The organism is Luteibacter sp. 329MFSha (genome assembly GCF_900111665.1).
GTDB lineage: Bacteria > Pseudomonadota > Gammaproteobacteria > Xanthomonadales > Rhodanobacteraceae > Luteibacter.
Genome location: NZ_FOJE01000001.1, coordinates 871440 through 886842, shown reverse-complemented (window position 1 = coordinate 886842; position 15403 = coordinate 871440). Strand labels below are relative to the sequence as shown.

Annotated in this window: 11 protein-coding genes and 1 riboswitch; of the genes, 7 read left to right on the top strand and 4 right to left on the bottom strand. The window is 69.0% G+C overall.

Annotation, left to right across the window (positions count from 1 at the left end; translation table 11 throughout):
• Positions 1 to 28: 28 nt before the first annotated feature.
• Positions 29 to 135: riboswitch (TPP riboswitch) on the bottom strand.
• Between the two features lie 174 nt (positions 136 to 309).
• Positions 310 to 744 (bottom strand): pyridoxamine 5'-phosphate oxidase family protein, encoded by a 435-nt coding sequence (locus tag BMW54_RS03865; RefSeq protein WP_090053129.1) that lies wholly within the window; start codon positions 742 to 744, stop codon positions 310 to 312.
• A gap of 110 nt (positions 745 to 854) precedes the next feature.
• Positions 855 to 1334, bottom strand: coding sequence for a helix-turn-helix domain-containing protein (locus BMW54_RS03860; protein WP_175472752.1), 480 nt, complete (start codon positions 1332 to 1334; stop codon positions 855 to 857).
• A gap of 275 nt (positions 1335 to 1609) precedes the next feature.
• Between BMW54_RS03860 and fumC the strand changes: the two genes are divergently transcribed.
• The 4 genes from fumC (at position 1610) to BMW54_RS03840 (ending at position 5782) form a co-directional block, all read left to right on the top strand.
• Positions 1610 to 3058: a class II fumarate hydratase gene (gene fumC / locus BMW54_RS03855; protein ID WP_090178614.1), complete on the top strand. Its 1449-nt coding sequence runs from the start codon at positions 1610 to 1612 to the stop codon at positions 3056 to 3058.
• A 12-nt stretch (positions 3059 to 3070) separates the two neighbouring features.
• Positions 3071 to 3466, top strand: a complete 396-nt coding sequence (locus BMW54_RS03850) for a cupin domain-containing protein (RefSeq protein WP_090053126.1) — start codon at positions 3071 to 3073, stop codon at positions 3464 to 3466.
• Entirely contained in the window at positions 3463 to 4965 is a 1503-nt protein-coding gene (gene mqo, locus BMW54_RS03845; protein ID WP_090053125.1) for a malate dehydrogenase (quinone), read from the top strand. Before BMW54_RS03850 ends, mqo begins: the two co-directional genes overlap by 4 nt.
• An 88-nt stretch (positions 4966 to 5053) precedes the next feature.
• On the top strand, positions 5054 to 5782 hold the full coding sequence (locus tag BMW54_RS03840; RefSeq protein WP_090053123.1) for a response regulator transcription factor: 729 nt from the start codon (positions 5054 to 5056) through the stop codon (positions 5780 to 5782).
• Here BMW54_RS03840 and BMW54_RS03835 read toward each other — a convergent pair.
• Positions 5742 to 7400, bottom strand: a complete 1659-nt coding sequence (locus tag BMW54_RS03835) for a sensor histidine kinase (protein WP_090053121.1) — start codon at positions 7398 to 7400, stop codon at positions 5742 to 5744. The two genes, BMW54_RS03840 and BMW54_RS03835, sit on opposite strands and share 41 nt — an antisense overlap.
• 147 nt (positions 7401 to 7547) lie before the next feature.
• Here BMW54_RS03835 and BMW54_RS03830 point away from each other — a divergent pair, with 147 nt between their 5' ends.
• The 3 genes from BMW54_RS03830 to BMW54_RS03820 all read left to right on the top strand — a co-directional run bounded on the left by BMW54_RS03830 (position 7548) and on the right by BMW54_RS03820 (position 12339).
• The gene (locus BMW54_RS03830; RefSeq protein WP_090053120.1) at positions 7548 to 9692 is read left to right on the top strand and encodes a YadA-like family protein; all 2145 of its coding nucleotides are present in this window, start codon (positions 7548 to 7550) and stop codon (positions 9690 to 9692) included.
• A gap of 8 nt (positions 9693 to 9700) precedes the next feature.
• The gene (locus BMW54_RS03825) at positions 9701 to 11548 is read left to right on the top strand and encodes a S8 family serine peptidase (RefSeq protein WP_090053118.1); all 1848 of its coding nucleotides are present in this window, start codon (positions 9701 to 9703) and stop codon (positions 11546 to 11548) included.
• Positions 11549 to 11643: 95 nt separating this feature from the next.
• A complete protein-coding gene (locus BMW54_RS03820) occupies positions 11644 to 12339 on the top strand; it encodes a dienelactone hydrolase family protein (protein ID WP_090053117.1) in 696 nt (231 codons plus the stop codon).
• Between the two features lie 16 nt (positions 12340 to 12355).
• Here BMW54_RS03820 and BMW54_RS03815 read toward each other — a convergent pair whose 3' ends face one another.
• The gene (locus tag BMW54_RS03815) at positions 12356 to 15319 is read right to left on the bottom strand and encodes a sensor histidine kinase (protein ID WP_090053115.1); all 2964 of its coding nucleotides are present in this window, start codon (positions 15317 to 15319) and stop codon (positions 12356 to 12358) included.
• Positions 15320 to 15403: the final 84 nt, after the last annotated feature.

Sequence of the window (15403 nt, the reverse complement as noted above, 5' to 3'; positions counted from 1 at the left end):
GGTGACGATCGTCAGGGCGCACGCCCTCGGCGCGCTGCATTCCCGTCCCTTCGCCGGCATGACCCGGATCAGGTTCAAAGGGTCCGGCTGCCGCCATCTCAGCCCTGCCAACGCAGGACACCCCTCGGAACGGGTCAGAGCCTACCGCAGATTTTCGGCGCGGCGAAAGCCCCCGGATGAGGGGCCGCGTGAAGATCGGATCCGGAAGGCGACGAACGTTACGAGGGCCGGGCAGGAGCGCACCTGGGCGCGATAGGGCGTTCGCGAGAGGCCCCGATCGCGCCCAGGTGCGCTCCTACCGGCCAACGATCAGGGAATGATCTCCCCCTCGTCCATGCCGTCCCACCACGTGATCCGGACGGCCTTCACCTTGATCAGCACCAGCCCGGGTGTGTCCACGCCGTCCTTGAACCAGCGCTCCAGATCGCTCTGCCAATGGCGTTCGAGTTCCGCCTTTTCGCGAATGATCTGACCGCGGCCTTCCACCGCCACGAACAGCGGCGGCTTGCCGAGTAGCGACTTCGAACCGGTGAACGACAGCGCCACGGCGGGATTGGCCTCGATCTCGCCGACGACGTGCGTCTCTTCCAGCGAGAAGAACCAGCTGTCGCCGTCGTACTCGACGTCGCCGTTGTTGCTCATCGGGCGTCCGGCGATCTCGCCGTTCGCCGCATGGGTCTGCAGCATCGCGAAGTCGATGCCAGCCATTTTCTTCGAGAGGTCTTCGAGCGTCTTTATCGTCATGGGGGTCTCCTTGGTACGAGGAGACTGCGATGCGATACGGCAGGACACCGTGAAAAGCGGGTGGTGCCAAAGTGGTCACGCGGCGTGGTGACCGCGAGTCGTCCCGCATGTCAGACGGAGGCGCCCTGTTCCTTTCGATAAAGGTTCGGCGTCGTGCCGACCGCGGCCTTGAAGGACCGCGTGAAATGGGCCTGGTCGTTGAAGCCGCATGCCACGGCGATCTGCGCCAGCGTGTCGGTGGTGCCGACGATCTGCCGGCACGCATGCTCAATGCGCTTCTTGTGGCGCCAGCGATGCGGGCTTTCACCGAACGTCGCCTTGAACGCGCGGCTGAAATAGCCCCGTGAGAGACGGCACGCGGAGGCGAGGTCGGAGATCGACAGGTTGTTGTCCAGGCGAGCGAGCGCGACCTTCTCCACGGTGGCGACCTGCCACGGCGCCAGTCCGTTGTGCGTGCCGGGCCGGGCCCGTACCGAAGCGGCGTGCCGGTGAAGCCGGAGCGCCTGTTCGATGTAGTAGGCGCAGGCGCGGCGGTCGGCGCGCTCCGCGTCCGCGATCTGCCGCAGCGCGAGCTGGAGCAGCCGCTGCACGTCGTGTATCGGGGAACTTCCAACGCCCGCGGGCGCCGATGGAAGTGAGCTGTCGATTCGCATGAAAGTCACCATCTTCAGTGGTCGAAGACGGACCCGATGCTATCGAAGCGCCTCCGCCGTTTGACCCCCTGTATGGGGGGTCGCGTCGTCGATCGGCGAACCTTGCGTCGCATAGAAAAATCGTCCGCTTCCGCTTCCTTCAAGCCGCTTCGGGGCCGCATGACCTAGCCTCCGGGAGGCATCCCGCTCACCGCCTGACCGAGGAGACCGCCTTGAACGACACGCCAAGCCTGCGTCCCGTGCCGATCGGAATCGATGCCACGGGTCGCCGCGAAGAATTCGACAGCATGGGAAAGGTTTCCGTGCCCGCCGACCGCTACTGGGGTGCGCAGACCGAACGCTCGTTGCACCATTTCGACATCGGCGGCGACCACATGCCCGTCGCGGTCTACCGCGCGTACGGATACGTGAAGAAGGCCTGCGCACTGGTGAACGCCACGGCGGGACGACTGCCGGCGTGGAAGCGCGACGCCATCGTGCAGGCGGCGGACGAAGCCATCGCGGGGAAGCTCGACGCCCATTTCCCCCTGTACGTGTGGCAGACGGGGTCGGGCACGCAATCGAACATGAACGTCAACGAGGTGCTGTCGAACCGCGCGATCCAGTTGCTCGGCGGCACGCTCGGAACGCAGCATCCCGTCGGCCCGAACGACGACGTCAACATGGGCCAGTCGTCCAACGATACGTTCCCGACCGCCATGCACGTCGCGACGGTGCTCGCCATCGACGAGCAGCTCATCCCGGCGGTGACGCGTCTCGTCGAGGTCATCGAGCGCAAGGCCGACGAATGGATGACGGTGGTGAAGATCGGCCGGACGCATCTCGAGGACGCCGTGCCGCTGACCGTCGGCCAGGAATGGCATGGCTGGGCCGGCCAGCTTCGCGCCTGTCTGGAGGCGATCGAAGCGACGCGAGGCGGACTCTATGAACTCGCCGTGGGCGGCACCGCCGTCGGCACGGGACTGAACGCGCCGCCCGGGTTCTCGCGCGACGTCGCCGCGAGCGTGGCGACATTGACGGGCAAGCCCTTCGTCACCGCGCCCAACAAGTTCGCGGCGCAGGGATCGCTCGACGCCATGGTGCGTGCGTCCGCGGGCCTCAGGGGCCTTGCCGTCGCGCTGATGAAGATCGCCAACGACATGCGCTGGCTCGCATCCGGCCCGCGCTGCGGACTGGGCGAGCTGAAGTTGCCGGACAACGAGCCGGGCTCGTCGATCATGCCCGGCAAGGTCAATCCCACGCAGTGCGAGGCGATCGTCATGATCGCGATCCAGGTGCTCGGGAACGACTCCGCCGTCGCGATAGCGGGCAGCCAGGGCAACTTCGAACTCAACGCCATGCGGCCGGTGATCATCAACAACGTGCTGCATTCCATACGCATCCTCGCCGACGGCTGCGACCGCTTCCGCGAGTTCTCCGTGGAAGGCACCGCGATCGTGCCGGAGAAGATCGCGCAGTACGTCGCGGGCAGCGTGATGCTCGTGACGGCCCTCTCGCCCGTCATCGGCTACCAGAACGCCGCGCACATCGCCGAGAAGGCCATCGCCGACGGAACAAGCCTCAAGGAGGCCGCGCTCGCCTCCGGACTGGTCGACGAAGCGCTGTTCGAGAAGACGATCCGCCCGCTGGACATGGTCGGCCATGGCCTCGCCGGCGCCTGAAGGAGTACGACGATGATTCGATGCGTAAGAATGTGGACGGGGCCCGACGGGAACTCCCTTTTCGAGGAAGGCGAGCTCGATATCGGTGCGGGACTGCACGGCCGTGCGTCCGGCCTGCCCATCGCGGTCCGCGAGCTCTCGTTCCAGGAAACGGCGACGGGCGGTTCCTTCGAATGGCACCAGGACCCGCAACCCCAGTTCGTCATCACGCTCGCCGGCACCGTGGAATTCGAGGTGAAGTCCGGGGCGACGTTCACGATCCATCCGGGCGACGTGCTGATCGCGCAGGACGACTCGGGCAGCGGCCATCGCTGGCGCCTCATCGGAAGCGAACCATGGCGGCGCGCGTACGCCGTCTATGACGCGAACACCCCACTCCATTTCACGGCGAAGAGGAACGAGGCATGAGCCAGGACAACGCCGCGCGCGTCGACGTGCTCCTCATCGGCGCGGGCATCATGAGCGCGACCACCGGCACGCTGCTCCACGCGCTGGACCCGACACTGAAGATCGCCGTGGTCGAGCGGCTCGACGACTGCGGGCTGGAAAGCTCCATGGCCTGGAACAACGCCGGCACGGGGCATGCGGCGAACTGCGAACTCAACTACACGCCGCAACGTGCCGACGGAAGCGTCGACATCGCGGAGGCGCTGAAGGTCAACACGCAGTTCGACGTGTCCCGGCAACTCTGGGCGCACCTCGTCGAGAACGGCGCCATTCCCGATCCGCGCGCGTTCCTGCACCCCTGCCCTCACATGAGTTTCGTCTGGGGCGAGGAGAACGTCGCGTTCCTCAAGGCCCGGCATGCCGCCATGAGCGCGCACCACTGCTACCGGGGCATGGAGTACACGGAAGACCATGCGCGGATCGCCGAGTGGGCGCCGCTGATCATGGAAGGACGCGATCCTGCCCAGAAAGTCGCGGCGACCCGGATCGTCACGGGCACCGACGTGGATTACGGCGCCCTGACCCACCTGCTGATCCACCATCTGCAGGGCGACGGCGTCGACGTACACTACGACAGCGAAGTCACCGCGCTTGAGCGTGCGGGCGATGGACGCTGGAACGTGACCTTCGGGAATACCGTGGACGGCACGCCACGGCGCCTGTCCGCGCGCTTCGTGTTCATCGGTGCCGGCGGTGCCGCGATCCGTCTGCTGCAGAAGTCCGGTATTCCGGAGGCGAAGGGCTACGGTGGCTTCCCGGTGAGCGGCATCTGGCTGCGTTGCGACGTCGACGAGGTCTCGGCGCGGCATCACGCGAAGGTGTACGGCAAGGCGTCCACCGGCTCGCCGCCGATGTCCGTGCCGCATCTCGACACGCGCGTGATCGACGGCAAGACGTCGCTGCTGTTCGGTCCTTATGCCGGCTTCTCGACCAAGTTCCTCAAGCACGGTTCGCCGGCCGACCTGCTCGAATCCGTCACGGCGCACAACATCCTTCCGCTGCTGTCCGTGGCGAAACAGAACGCCTCGCTCGAGGAGTACCTGATCGGCCAGGTCTTCCAGAGCGCGCACCACCAGTTCGAGATGCTCCAGGCGTTCTTCCCGAACGCGCGGCGGCCACAGTGGAAGGAAGCCGTGGCCGGCCAGCGGGTGCAGATCATCAAGCCGGACGACGGCGACCATGGCGGCCGGCTGATCTTCGGTACCGAACTCGTGTCCGCGGCGGACAAGTCGCTCGTGGCTTTGCTCGGTGCCTCGCCTGGCGCGTCCACCGCCGCGGCGATCGCGGTGGAAGTGCTGCAGACCTGTTTCGCGGACCGGCTCACGGAGTCCGCGTGGCTGCCGAAGCTCCGGGCGATCTTCCCCACCTACGGCATCGACCTCACGAAGGACGCGGCGGCGTGCGATGCCACCCGGGCGGCCACAGCCGCCGTGCTGAAGATCGAGAACGTCGGGCCCTGAACGCGTCGGGCGGCGGACGAGCGATGGCCCGTGACCCGTCGGGGAACCGAGGCTACGATGCACGCCTGTCCTGCCGCTCCGACCGATCATGACCCAGCCCCTTCCAGCGTTGTCCGTCGCCTTGCTCGAGGACGACGAGGCACTGCGTGAACGCGTCCTCGCGCCGGAGCTGAAGACCTACGGTTTCGACGTGTGCACCGCCGGCCGTCCTGCGGAACTCGATGCCATCCTCGCGTCCGCGGCGGTCGACGTGGTCGTTCTCGATGTCGGCCTGCCCGACGAAGATGGGTTCAGCATCGTGCGGCGGCTGCGTGGCACGCCGTCGCTGGGTCTCGTCCTCCTGACGGCACGCGACGAGAACACCGATCGCGTGCGCGGCCTGGAAGACGGCGCCGATGCGTATCTGGCGAAACCCGTCGCCCTACCGGTGCTCGCGGCGACCATCCGCAGCGTGGCGCGTCGTCTCGCGTCCGGCCCGTCGACGAGCGCGGCGAGCGTCGGCGCGGACTGGACGTTCCACGACGGCGGGTGGGTCCTCCGCTCGCCCGACGGAACCTCGGTGGCGCTGACGGCGCATGAGCGCTGCGTGCTCGAACTCCTGCATGAGCGGCGGGGACTCGCCGTTGAGCGCGACGCTCTGATCGCGGCGCTGTCCGACGGGTCGGGCGATTTCGATCCGCACCGGCTGGAGATGACGATCCATCGGCTGCGCACGAAGGTGTCGCGCGCGAACGCCGGCACGCTGCCCGTCCGTGCCGTGCGCGCACGCGGTTACGTCATGCTGCCGCCGGACGCCCCGGCGAACGGAAGGCGTTGATGGCCATGCGTGCGGCGGCGTCGGCGGCGACGTCGCGCCGGGGTGCGATCACGACAAGGTGACCCGTGCCCTCGGGGGTATCCGAGGCCAGGATCAGGTCGAGATCGTCGGCGATATGTTCGAGGATCGTCGAGGCTTCGCCGGTGCCGGCCACGGCCACGACGATGCAACCCATGTCCTCGAGCGCCGTCGACATGGCGTCGCGGCGCGCATCGTCGGATTCGACCACCATGACGCGGACCGTCGCGAGCGGCCGGTCCTCGACGCGCTCGGGCAGCCAGAGTTCGACCGTGGTACCCGCGCCCGGCGCGCTCCTGATCGCGAGGTCTCCGCCGTTCCGCACGAGCATGTCCTTGACCATCGCCAGTCCGAGCCCGGTCCCCTTGCCCGGGGCTTTCGTCGTGAAGAACGGCTCGCACGCGCGTCGCAGGATGGCCTCGGTCATGCCGGGCCCGCTATCCGTCAGGGTGACGCTGACGCCCATGATGTCGCCTCGCCGCCGGTGGCCGACGTGGACGACGAATCGTCCCGATGCGCCCATGGCGTCGCGTGCGTTCGTCGCGACGTTGATCAGCGCGAGGTCGAAGTGGCTGCGGTCCATCCAGACCATCGAAGCGGCCGAGGCATCGACGTCGAGCGTCACGGCGGCCGGGAAGATCTGCCGGAGCACCGGCCGGATATCGTCGATCGCCTGCGTGGCGTCGAAGCTTTCCGGCATGTCGCCGCCGCGCCGTGCGAACGCCGTAAGGCGGCGGACCAGCTCGCGGGCGCGCGTCGCCGCCGAACCGATGTCGCGGATCAGCGCGCGCAGCTCGCGCGGCTCATCCACGGCATGGCTTCGCTCCGCCGCGCCCTCGACGATGGCGACGAGGTGGTTGACGTCGTGCGCGATCCCGCCCGAAAGACGCCCCACCGTCTCCATGCGATGCGCGTAGAGCGTCATTTCCTGTGCGCGTTCGCGGGCCTGCATCTCCGCGCGCAGCGCCGCGTTCGCCGACAGCAGTTCGGCACCGGATTTCCTCGCTTCCTCGAGCGCCGCGCGCATCGCCCACACGCAGCGATCGAGCACGAGGGTAATCACGAAGTAACTCATCGACATCGACGGCGCGTTCGCCGCGCCGAGCCACGGACGGGGATAGTTTCGCGCGGTCAGGTGCACCACGTCGACGATGCCTCCGCCCCACATCATCAGCACGATGAGCGCGTAGATCGTCCACAACGAACGCCGGCCGAGGATGAGTCCGCCGAGCACGATGGTCAGCACCGGATACGTCTGGTCCAGCATCTGCCGCGTCAGGCCGATCGACAGGTACATGATGGCCAGCGCCACGAGCATGGCCGTGACGAACCACTGCACCGCACGCCGCAGGCGCCCCTGGCGAATGAGCCGAACGCAGAGTAACGCCGTCGTCCACACCATCACGTCGACGCCAAGGTCGACCACCATGTCCGGCCGCACCGGCGTCCTGACGAGGAACAGGTGATAGGCCCAGTTGAGCGGCAGCGTCACCATCATGAAGAGCAGCAGGAACTGGATCGCGGGGGCGTGCCGTGCATCGATGGGATCGGTGACGGGCGCCGCCTTCAACCAGGCGATGGCGGGACGAACGACGGGCATGGCAGGGCTCCGGAAAAAGTGAGCGTCCGTGAGGTTTCCGTGCGCGTACGTGCGTGTATTGCAGGCAGATGACGCCTATAAAAGACGCCGCCGTCACCGAGACGGCCCTGCTTCGCAGGCGAAACCAGAACCATCCGGGGAAACCACATGTCCTGCCTGCCATCCTCCCGGCACCCCCGTGCCGGATACGCACCACTGTTCCTTGCGCTTTGCGTCGCGCTTGCCCTGCCCGGCACGTCGAACGCCGCAAACGTCGATGGTAACGCGCCCGAACAGCAAGCGCCCACCGCGCGCGCGACGCAGGCGGCGGGAAGCAACTATTTCCAGGGCGACGGCGCCGCCGACGGCAGCGACGACGCACTGGCGCTGGGCGCGGGATCGGTCGCGGGCGGCGCCTCGTCCGTCGCGGCGGGCGATGCGAGCACGGCGCTCGGCTACTTCGCGCAGGCTTACGGCATCGGCGCGCTCTCGCTGGGCAGTTACTCCCTCGCCGCCGGCGCGCACTCGAGCGCGATCGGCGACGGCGCGACCGCCACATCGGACTATGCGTCGGCGTTCGGCGCGGGAAGCTCGGTGACCGGTACGTCGGCATTGGCCATCGGCGGTTACGCGGAAGGCGTCGACGACTATGGCACGCCGGTGTCGCGTCTCACGTCCGCCTCGGGGCAGGCGGCGACGGCGCTCGGCGGCGGCGCGAACGCCAGCGGCGACTACGCCATCGCCGCCGGTTTCGGCGCGAGCGCCTCCAGCATCAACGGCACCGCCATCGGCACCGGCGCCCAGGCGACGGGCGCCAGCGCGATCGCCATCGGCGGCGCGGGCCGCGATGCCACGGGTGCGCTGCTCGAGTTCTCCCCCGGAACGCCACTGCTCGCGCCGAATGCCGCAGGACTCGCGTCGACATCGATCGGGTCGGGCAGCGAGGCAGGCGGCGACTACGCGACCGCGATCGGTGCCGGGTCGTTCGCGGAGGGCATGTACGCGTTCGCATCGGGCTATACCGCGTACGCCGCGTCGCCCGACAGCATTTCCATGGGACGCCTTTCGGCGGCGACCGGCGACCGGGGTGTCGCGATCGGCATGTTCGCGCGCGCCGTGGACAACGAGGCGACCGCCGTGGGCGGCGCGCACGACTACGGGTTCGGCACGTACCAGGTCACCTCCGCCCTCGCGTTCCGGGCATCGGCATTCGGCAGCGGCGCCGTCGCGACCGGTGTTTCCGCGACGGCGCTCGGTTCCGCCGCGCAGGCGACCGGCGAGGACAGCATCGCGATCGGCAACTTCGCCGTGGCCAACCTCGAACAGAAAGGCGCCATTGCCATCGGCGCGTACTCGCAGGTCGACGTCGAGGACGGCGTCGCGCTCGGCTCCGGCGCACGCAACTTCCGCGCCGGGACGGTCTCGTTCGGCAGCGACGGCAGCGACGGATCGCCGGTGCTCCGCCGGCAGCTCACCGGCGTCGCCGACGGCACGGACGATTTCGACGCGGTCAACCTCGGCCAGCTCAATCGCTCGCTTTCCGCCATCGGCGGCCCCGGCGCGAGCTACCTCATCCAGGGCACCGTCTACACGAGCCTGCAGGACGCCTTCGGTGCGGTCGACCGGACGCTGACATCGCTGGCGGACGTGTCGCAGGGACCGTCGTCGGGCGTGCCGGCCGGCACCGGCCCCGGCCTCGCCGTCGGGACGGGCAGCGCGGCGAGCGACGCGTCGTCGGTCGCCGTCGGATCCGGAGCCTCCGCGCCGGCGGCCAACAGCGTCGCGCTCGGCGCCGGTTCGGTCGCGACGGAGGCCGACACCGTCTCGGTCGGCACGCAGGGTCGCGAGCGTCGGGTCAGCAACGTGGCCGCCGGCGTGCACGCCACCGACGCGGCGAACGTCGGGCAGGTCGACGAGGCGTTGACCACGGCGCGCTCGTACGCGGACCAGGGCGACGCCACGACGCTGGCCAAAGCCAATGCATATACCGATGCGCGCATCGGCAGCTTCGGCGTCGGGCGGAACGAATTCGACGCGTTCCGCGACGAGACGAACCGGCGCTTCCGGTCGCTCGATCGCGATCTCAACCGCACGGGTGCGATGGGTCAGGCGTCGACGCAGATGGCGATCAACGCGGGCGGTGCATCCACGCAAGGGGGTCGCATCGCCGTCGGCATCGGCACGCAGGGAGGACAGCAGGCCATGGCGGTGGGTTACGCGCGCTCCATCGGGGAACGCGCGCACGTCAGTGTCGGCGGCGCCTTCAGCGGATCGCAGAACTCCGCCGGCGTCGGCTTCGGTTTCGATCTTTGAGGACTTCCATGACCATCCTTCGCTCACTGACCTTCGTTGCCGCGCTCGCGGCCTGCCAGGCGACGCTCGCCGCACCCGCCTTCCAGACCCGTCTGATCGTCCGCATGCAACCCGGCGTCGCGTCGACGGCCGCCCACGCCGCCGCCGTGGTCTCCCGCGCGGCTCAGTCGCGCCTCCGTGGCGGCACCGCGCGAGCAGCCGTCCGTCCCGTCCGCACCCTCGCCAGCGGCTTCGACGTCGTGGCGATCGACGCGAAGCTTTCCGACGCCGCGCTCGCCGATCTCGTGAACTCGATCGCGGCCGACCCCGCGGTGGCCAGCGTGCGACCCGACCACCTCCGCCACGCGTACGCGAACGCGGCGACCCCGGACGATCCGTACTTCACGCGGTATCAATGGCACCTCCGTCCCGGCAACGGCAGCATGGAAACGATCGGGCGGGATGCGTCCGCCGTCGCCAACCTCGGCGGCGTCAACGCCGTCGGCGCCTGGCAGGTCGGCATCGGCAGCGGCACGACCGTCGCGGTCATCGACACCGGCCTGACGCATCATCCCGACATCGACCTGACACTGGGCGACGCCGGCTACGATTTCATCTCCAGCGGCTTCATCTCCGGGCGCGATACCGACGACCGTGCGCCAGGCGGATGGGACACCGGCGACTGGACCAGCGGCGCGCCGTACGACGCGCCGGGCGGGTGCACGACACCGGAGGCCGCCGAGGACAGTTCGTGGCACGGCACGCACGTGTCCGGAACCGTCGCCGAACTCACGAACAATGGCATCGGCATGGCGGGCGTGGCGCCCGGCGCACGCGTACTCCCGGTTCGCGCGCTGGGCCACTGCGGCGGATACGAATCGGACATCGCCGATGCGATCGAATGGGCCTCGGGCGGCCACGTGGACGGCGTTCCGGACAACACCCATCCGGCCGACGTCATCAGCATGAGCCTCGGTGGTCCCGGCCAGTGCTATCCGGACTCGCCCGAAGCGATCGCGATCCAGAACGCCGTGTCGCGCGGAATCACGGTGGTCGTCGCCGCCGGCAACAGCGCCGACAACGCCGCCGGCTACTCGCCGGCGAGCTGCCCCGGCGTCATCACGGTGGGCGCGGTGGGTGTCGGCGGCAGGCGCGCGTTCTACTCGAACTGGGGCAGCACCGTCACGGTGGCGGCACCCGGCGGCGGTGCGTATGCCGGCGACGCGGCCTCGGGCGAACTCGTCGACGCGGGCTTCGTCTGGTCGGCGGTCAACACGGGGGCGCACGAACCGGACGAGTCCACCGACGGCTATGCCTATGGCGGCATGGCCGGCACCTCGCAGGCCACGCCGCACGTGGCCGGAACCCTCGCCCTGATGATCGCCGCCGCGCGATCGGCGCAACTGCCGGCGCTGACGCCCGCGCAACTCAAATCGCTCCTGGTCAGCACGTCGCGACCGTTCCCGAGCGCGCAGAATCCCTCGCTAGGCGCCGGCATCATCGACGCCAACGCCGCCATCCATGCGGCCGCCGGCACGCCGCTGCCGCCGCCCCTGACGATCCTCACGCGCAACGTGCCCGTGACCGGCGCGGCGCTTCCGACGGGTGGTTCGAGCGGGTACGCCCTCGACGTTCCGACCGGCGCGCGCGCCCTCACCCTGAGGACGACCGGCGGGTCGGGAGACGTCACCCTCTACGCGCGTCTGGGCCAGCTACCCGCCGCGGACGGTTCGGATGCCACGCTCGTCTCGCGGCATGCGGGCAACGCGGAGGTCGTGGCGTCGAGTTCGCCCGCGTCGGGTCGCTGGTACGTGCGTGTCGTGGGCGAAACGCAGAGCGCGAACTTCACCGTCGTCGGCTCGTTCGTACAGCCCTGAGGCTCGGCACGGATCGTCGGCCCACCGGCGTCACGGTAGCGCGGGTATCGTAATCTTTCGGGCGGGGCGTTCCGCCCGACGAATGGGGCATCACCATGCACGAGAACATCACCGTGACGACCGGCGACGGGCAGTTCGACGCCTTCGTGTCGTATCCCCAGGCCGAGCGCGCACCCGCCGTCGTGGTGCTCCACGAAGTCTTCGGCGTCAACGACGACATCCGTGCGACGTGCGACGCCCTGGCCGGGCAAGGCTTCATCGCCGTGGCGCCGGAGTTGTTCTGGCGGCAGGAGCGAGGCGTCGACCTGAGCGTGACCTCCGAGGCCGACTGGAAGAAGGGCCTTGCGCTCTACATGGCGTACGACCGCGACGCGGGCGTCCGGGACGTCGTGGCGACCATGGCCGCGGCGGCGTCCCTGCCGCGCGCGAGCGGTAAGGTCGGCGTCATGGGTTATTGCCTTGGCGGCCTGATGACCTTCCTTACCGCCGCACGGCATCCCGTGGATGCCGCCGTGGCCTTCCACGGTGGCGACACCGACAAATACCTGGACGAGGCGGACGCGATCCGCGCTCCCTTCCTCATGCACCTGGCCGACGAGGACGAGTTCATCTCCCAGGACGCGCAGAACGCGATAAAGAAGGCGCTCGACGGCAAGCCCAACGTCACCATTCACAGCTACGCGGGTTGCAATCACGCGTTCTCGCGTCACGGTGGCGCGCATTACAACGCGGAGGCCGCCCGGACCGCGAACGACCGGACCTGGGCGTTCCTGAAGAAGCACCTCGGCTGACCCCGCGCGGTGGCCGTCACGTGCGGGGTTTCGGCACCACCAGCGTCACCGTGGTGCCGTTCCCGTCCGTGTCGATCGACACGCTGCCGCCCATCTCGGTCGCCCGCTCGCGCATCGTCACCATGCCCCAATGCCCCGGACGCCGTCCTTCGGCGGTCACGAGCTCCGGGAGACCAACGCCGTTGTCCTTCACCTCGACGACGAGATCGGCGTCGCCGTAGCGCAGCGTCACTTCGATGGCCGTGGCCTGCGCGTGCGAGAACGCGTTGTTGAGCGCCTCGCGCACGATGTCCATGACGGCCAGGTGCGCGACGTCGTCGAGCGGTGTCTCCTGCCCCTCGATCCGCAGGTGGAAGCTCGCCGCGCTCGCCGAGCCGTAATCCTCGCCCACCATCGCGAGGGCTTCGGACAACGGCATGCGGTACGACGCGACGCTCCGCAACGCGATCACGCGCGCCCGCGCCTCCATGATGAGCGACGACAGCTGATCGGCGACGGTGCGGAACCCCGAGCGCAGCTCGTCGGGCGCCCGCTTGTCGCGTTCCCATGCGATCACCCTCAGCATGACGCCCGCCATGCCCTGGAGCATGGAATCGTGCAGTTCGCGCGCGATGCGGTCGCGCTCGCGAAGCTTCGCGTTGGCGGTCGCCTCCTGCCGTCGACGCACGACGGCCATCCGGAAGAAATGTCCCGCGAACGCGGCGGCGACCACGAGCACGACCATCAGCGCCGCGAACCAGCGCGTCTCGAAGAAGGCGGGCATGGAATCGACCGGCGCCGACAACACACTGGGCGACCAATCCCCCGTCGGCCCCCTCGCCTGAACTTCGAGGCGGAAGCGACCGGGTGGAAGATCCGCGTAGCTGATGCGCGCCTCGTCCGTAGCGTGGCGCCAGTCCGGGTCGACGCCGACGAGCCGATAGCGAAGGTCCACGAATCCCGGATCGCCGAGCGACACCCCCGCGAGCTCGGCGTCGATCGCGCGCGACCCCGGCTGCAACACGCCACCGGCGAGGATCGACGCACCCTTTCCATCGCGCATGTCCAGAAGAACAGGCGACGCGGCGCTCGCGGCGCGAACGTGGCGGGGATCCACGGTGGCCAGGCCCGAAACGCCGGCGACCCAGAGCAACCCATCCGATGCCAGGTTGAGCGTCGGCAGCGGGCGGACCTGCTGGGCGCCACCCGGCAAACCGTCGGCGGTGGTGAGGATGTCGTACGGAAGGACTCGCGTCGGGTCGTCACGCAACGTGGCCAGGTCGCCCGCCGCCACGCGTATCAGGCCCCTGGCCGTGTTGAACCAGGCGTCTCCGTCGGGCGTGCGGACGATGCCTGTGACGCCGCGGAGCAGTCCACCGCGACGAAGCCGCAGCGGGCTGAATGTTCCGTTCTCCACGATCCCGGCACCCGTTTCGCCACCGACGAGGAACGGGTCGCCCGGGCTGATCGCGTTGATCGCGCCGATGGACGGCACGCGGCTCATCAGCGGTGCCGACGTGGCGCCCGGCGACAGCGCCGCCAGCGCCCCATCCGCGTAACCGAACCACGTCGTCCCATCGGCCCCCCGCGCACCGCTCACCGGATACACGGTCGGAAATCCCTCCTTCGCACCGACGTGACGCCAGTTCGTGCCGTCCACGAGATAGAGTCCCTCGTCCCGGATGCTCACCCAGAAGCGACCCGGTGCCTGCGGCAACACGATCTGCGCGGGATGCACGGGGGCGGCAGGGCCGACGCCGGGCCGTTGCGACATCGTCTCGATCGCGCTGCCCGTTACCCGGTACATCGCGTCGTCGCCCACCAGGACCGCGCTGCCGTCCGGAAGACGCGTCAGTGCCGAGATGGCCTTCTCTCCTCCGATCAGCTCGACGTCCTGACCATCGATGCGTCCGATCTTGTTGTATCCGCCGCGCGTGTACGTGGTCACCAGCGTCGTACCGTCCGCGCCCGGCGACACGCCGAACCAGCCCAGTCCCCTCTCGAAGGCCGTGATGGGTTGCGCGACCGACTTGTGCAGGCGGATCAGTCCCTGCCGTGCGCCCACCCAGATGTCACCGGTCGCGTCGCGCATCAGCGTGAGGGCGGTCAGGTTTCCTGCGGGGATGACGGAGGCGCGCGTTGGACGGCGTCCCTCGCGCATGTCGGCGACGGCGGTGTCGAAAGGCGCCATGCAGAGGCCGTCGCATCCCTGCTGTACCGTCCAGAACGTGCCGTGCGGATCGAACAGCGTGATGTGATTGGTATTCACCGGCGCGGGCCGCGTGGGCATGCGCACGCCGGGCACCTCCGTGTACTTCCGGTACGTCACCCAGAGCCTCCCGGTCGGGTCGCCCACGAGCTGGCCGCCGAAGCCGGGTTCGGCGAGCTTCGCGACTTCGACGAAATGCTGCGAGCCTCGCGGCAGGCGATAGATCGCGTCGCCGGCGGCGGTAAGCATGCCACCCTCGGCGTCGCTGGATGGGGTGTCCATCTCGCCCGAGGGCAACGTCCATTCGGGCGCTTCGCACCGCTTCCAGCGATCGCCCTCGAGGACGTACAGCCCGTCGTTCGCGGTGACGAAGGTGCGCCCGTCGGCGTGCACGAACACGCCGCCGATACCGCCCGGACGCAATCCGGTCGGCACGCTGACCGTGCGCCCGTCCGCCGCGAGATGGATCTCGACGGCATCGCCGTAGAGCACCCATAGGCCGCCCTTCGGGTCGGGAACGACGTCCCTCACCTGGCGCGACGCCGGCAGCGGCCGGGGGGCCACGTCATATTCGGTGAAGCGATGACCGTCGAAGCGGAACAATCCGTTGTTCGTTCCCAGCCAGAGCGTGCCGTCGGTCGTCTGCGCGATATTGCCGACATCCTGCGGCGCACCCTCGGAGGCGCCCCACACGGTGACGACGTATCCCGGAATCTTCACATCCTCGGCGGCCACCGCGGTGCAGGCCGAGACGCCCGCGGCGAAGGCCAGCGCGGCCAGGAGCACCTTCATTCGCCGATCGATCCCGTGTCTCACATCGCCACCCCTGAACGTCGCGCGCAGGCCGACGCGACATCGTGCGGTCGACTATCGAGG

Excerpts from the sequence above, each read along its gene's own strand:
- BMW54_RS03835 (WP_090053121.1), bottom strand. The coding sequence starts at position 7,400 with ATGCCCGTCGTTCGTCCCGCCATCGCCTGGTTGAAGGCGGCGCCCGTC.
- BMW54_RS03825 (WP_090053118.1), top strand. The coding sequence starts at position 9,701 with ATGACCATCCTTCGCTCACTGACCTTCGTTGCCGCGCTCGCGGCCTGC.
- BMW54_RS03850 (WP_090053126.1), top strand. The coding sequence starts at position 3,071 with ATGATTCGATGCGTAAGAATGTGGACGGGGCCCGACGGGAACTCCCTT.
- BMW54_RS03830 (WP_090053120.1), top strand. The coding sequence starts at position 7,548 with ATGTCCTGCCTGCCATCCTCCCGGCACCCCCGTGCCGGATACGCACCA.
- BMW54_RS03865 (WP_090053129.1), bottom strand. The coding sequence starts at position 744 with ATGACGATAAAGACGCTCGAAGACCTCTCGAAGAAAATGGCTGGCATC.
- mqo (WP_090053125.1), top strand. The coding sequence starts at position 3,463 with ATGAGCCAGGACAACGCCGCGCGCGTCGACGTGCTCCTCATCGGCGCG.
- BMW54_RS03840 (WP_090053123.1), top strand. The coding sequence starts at position 5,054 with ATGACCCAGCCCCTTCCAGCGTTGTCCGTCGCCTTGCTCGAGGACGAC.
- BMW54_RS03815 (WP_090053115.1), bottom strand. The coding sequence starts at position 15,319 with ATGAAGGTGCTCCTGGCCGCGCTGGCCTTCGCCGCGGGCGTCTCGGCC.
- BMW54_RS03820 (WP_090053117.1), top strand. The coding sequence starts at position 11,644 with ATGCACGAGAACATCACCGTGACGACCGGCGACGGGCAGTTCGACGCC.